The 3,772-nt window shown below is 67.1% G+C and carries 3 protein-coding genes; all 3 read right to left on the bottom strand.

Annotated features, from left to right (window positions below; translation table 11 throughout):
- Window positions 1-1,143: response regulator (locus WAZ62_RS15410; RefSeq protein WP_422644420.1), on the bottom strand; the 1,143-nt coding region annotated here is incomplete at its 3' end.
- A complete protein-coding gene (locus WAZ62_RS15415) occupies window positions 1,140-2,501 on the bottom strand; it encodes a type II and III secretion system protein family protein (RefSeq protein ID WP_422644421.1) in 1,362 nt (453 codons plus the stop codon). The genes WAZ62_RS15410 and WAZ62_RS15415, both read right to left, overlap by 4 nt.
- A 62-nt stretch (window positions 2,502-2,563) precedes the next feature.
- Window positions 2,564-3,442, bottom strand: a complete 879-nt coding sequence (gene cpaB / locus WAZ62_RS15420; protein ID WP_422644422.1) for a Flp pilus assembly protein CpaB — start codon at window positions 3,440-3,442, stop codon at window positions 2,564-2,566.
- Between the last annotated feature and the right edge of the window lie 330 nt (window positions 3,443-3,772).

Here is a 3,772-nt window from a genome sequence, read left to right on the forward strand (position 1 = left end):
GGCCGGACCGATGGCGACCGCGTCGACGATGGCGCGAACAGCCCGCGCGAAGGGGCTGCCCGTCTCGGAAGCCAGGGTCCCCAGATTGCGCTGACCATCGACGACGACCCGGTCCTCGGGCACCAGGAAGGGCCGGCCCTTGGCCCGCACCGCCGTCGCGATTTCTTCCGCCGTCGGCCGGAGACGTGCAACGTGACGCGAGACGACCAGGGTGAAGTCCGGGTCCTTGTTGATCTGGCGGCGCATCCGGTCGAGCGCGGTGGACGCGCCATGGATCGAGGTCACCGACTGATCGACCACCAGGATCGAGGCATTGGCATCGACGAAGATCCGGTCGGCGACCCGGGGGGCGAGGGCCCGGTTCACGTCGATGACGATCGCCGTGAAATAGGAACGCAGCACGTCGACCAGCTGGGCGAGGTCGCCCTGACCCGCGATCTGGGCATTCTCGTCGTCGATCGCGAGCGGCAGGATGAAGAGCCGCGGCGACTTGGTCTGGGCGAAGGCGCCATCGATCAGCGTCGAGTCCAGGCGACCGAGATCGCCCAGGGCATCGGTCATGAAATAGGACGCCTTGATGCCGAGGAGATCGACGGATTCCGATGGCGGAAAGCCGAAATCGAGCAGCAGCACCCGCTCGGTCGGACCGGCGCGACGGGCCAGTTCGGCCGCCATCGCGACGGCGATCGAGGTCGAGCCGACCCCGGCCTTCGGCCCCATCACCGCGAGGATGCGGGCGGAATTGCTGCCACGCTTGGCCGGCCGCGACTGCAGCAGCCAGTCCATCTGCGCGATCAGATCGTCGGCCGCGAAATCCTTGTCGATCACGTCGTTGGCCCCGGCGCGCATGGCCGGGATCAGCGAGGTGGCCGAGATGTTGTAACTGGCGACGATCAGCGGCGTCGCCGGCTGTTCAGCCTTCAGGCTGATGATCAGCTCGGTGATGTTGCGGCCATCCCAGGCGACATCGTCGAGATCGACGATGATCGCCTCGACGCCGGTCGACTCGATGAGACCGCGCAGGGTCTCGAGCTGGGGCAGGCCGCGAACGATGGAGCAACGGGAGAACAGGGCGGACGTCACCCGTTCGGCGAAGTCTTCGTCGCTGGAAACGACGAGGATGGCGCGACGTTCTGTGGTCATGGCAGCAGCCCGTATTGCGGCAGGACATCACGCAGACGGTTACGACCGAGCAGCATGTCGCCATAGGAGGGATCGTAATCTTTCAGGTCGCTGCCCGGCAGCGGCGGGATCGAGCGCGGATCCATCGGCGAGACCAGGCGCGGCGTCGCGACGATGATCAGCTCCTGGCGCTCGCGCGTGGTCTGCTGGCGCTTGAAGAAGGCGCCGAGGATCGGCAGATCGCCGAGCACCGGCAGCGCATCATCGGAATCCGCGGTCGAGGACGACATCAGGCCGGCGAGCACGAAGCTCTGGCCGTTGCCGAGTTCGAGGGTGGAACTCGCGCCGCGCTTCGTGATCGCCGGCACTTCCGTTCCCGCGATGCTGATCGCCCGGCCATAATCGAGATCCGAGACCTCGGGCGCGAGATTGAGCAGGATGCGGCTGGGGCTGAGCACCGTCGCCGAAACCTTCAGGCGAATGCCGAACTGGCGGTATTCGATGGTGATCGTGTTGCCGTCGCCCTGGGGCACCGGGATCGGGATTTCACCGCCCGCGATGAATTCGGCGGTTTCGCCCGAGCGCACCAGCAACGTCGGCTCGGCCAGGATCTGCGCCAGCTTCGCCCCCGAGAGGATGCCGAGGACGACCGAGAGGTCGGAGCCCGGCAACCGCATGAGCACGCTGAGCGCGTCGGATACCGGCGAGACGCCCGAAAGCGCACCCGTCAGCTCGGCGCCGGGCGAAGCCACGGCATATTCGAAGCTGGTGCCCGGCCCGGAGCGGAAATCGAAACCGAGGCGCTTCAGCGTCGAGGTCGAGAGCGCGGCGAACTTGATTTCGACGCTGACCATCTGCTGCTGCATGATCTTGATCTGGTCACTGACGCCATCGGGGAAATAGCGCGAGGCCATCTGCAGCACGCGGGCATGGGCATCGTTGGAAGGCACATTGCCCTTCAGCGCGACCTTGCCGCCCGCCGCGTCGACGCGAACGCCCGAAAGCTCGGGATCCTCGCGCAGGTCGCGGGTCAGATCGCCGGTGCCGAGCGGCACGATGACCGGATAGACAAAGGCTTTCTCGCCGCCGACTTCCCAGACGATCAGATTGGTGCGCCCCGGCTTCAGGCCGAGGAGCAGGATGTCGGTCGGCCCGACCACGCGGCCGGTCACGGTCTCGGGATCGCCGATCGCCACCCGCTCGATCGGGCTGGTCAGGGTCAGCGGCGTCTGGACCCCCGGCTGGATCACCAGCGAGGGTCGGTTGACGTAATCCGCCGCCTGCGCCACGCCCCGCATCACGCCGGTGGCGGCAGGCAGGGCGAGGGTCAGGGCGATCGCGGTCGCCGTCGAAAGAACCGCACGGCGAACCTGGCGCATTACGCCTGTCGTCCTGCCGGCGCGCGGGGTCGTTGCAGCCACCCGAAGCATCATCTTCTCACTCATGGCACCGCCTGCTTGCCCGTATTGGACCCAAGGATGACTTCGATCTGACGCGGCGCGACCACGGCCGGCACGGGCAGGGCCGAACTGCTGTCGGAAGGCACCGGTTGCGGCCGCGCCGCGCCGACGAGATCCTCGAGGCGCACGGGTTTCACCGGGTCTTCCTTGCTGTCGATCGGATTGCGCAGCGCGAGGTAGAAAGCGCCGGACTGCTTGGCGACCGCGAGCACCAGCGCCTGTTCGGGCGTGGCCGCGACCGTGATGTTCTGCATCCGGATCGCCTTGTCGCCGGCTTCCTCGGTCAGCGCCTCGCCGACCGAAAGCACCCGGAGCGCCTGCAGCACCACGCGGGACTCGCGACGCTCGGGGTTGCCCCCTTCCTCGGCCGGGCCAAGGGCGGAATTCGACAGGACGAGCTGGATGTCGACCAGATCATCGGCCCGCAGGAAATTGCCGACCGCGACCTCGTCGTTCACGCGGAGCGCGACCGCCCGCATCCCGTCCGGGATCAGCACGGAAAGACCGGGCTTGGTCTTGTCGCCGGGGGCGAGAATCGCGTTCTGCAACACGATCTGCCCCGCCGGAATGGCGACAAGCGCCACCGCGCCGACCGCCGAGCGCGGATCGCCGAGGGAGCCGACGGGCGCGGGCCCCTGCACCTTCAGGATGGTGGTCTGGGCGGCCTCGATCTTCTCGCCGCGCCCGATGTCGCGCATGGCGACAACGATGCCGACGAGATCCTGGCGCTCCGCCGTCGCCTGTTGGCCCGGCACGACCGGCGGTGGCCGGCGCATCGAACTGATTCCGAAAATGATGAGCCCAATGGCGACCGCCACCAGGACCACCCCGAAGACCAAACGAAACTTAGATCGCCCCATCGGACCGCGCCCCTGACTCCGAAGTCTGTGCCCCGGCCCCTTGCCCGATCAGATGGAATCGATCCGGGGGCCTGCAACGTCACGCCACTGTGGCGCGATTTGGTAAAGGCTTCGTTTGCGAAACGGTTGACCGGCAAATTTATGCCGCTCTTCAACACGCTACCGCACCCCGCCCCTCGACCGTGCTAACTATAATCCAAGTGAACTGCCGAAGAACCAAACATCACCCGAACAGGGAGCAAATTATCAGGGTTTCGGCGGCTTTCCGGGGCCATGGCCATGCTGACGGAAAAGGCCCGCCGGCCGCCGGGAGCACATGCGGGCCGGGCC

It is taken from the genome of Zavarzinia sp., from assembly GCF_049306435.1.
Classification (GTDB): domain Bacteria; phylum Pseudomonadota; class Alphaproteobacteria; order Zavarziniales; family Zavarziniaceae; genus Zavarzinia.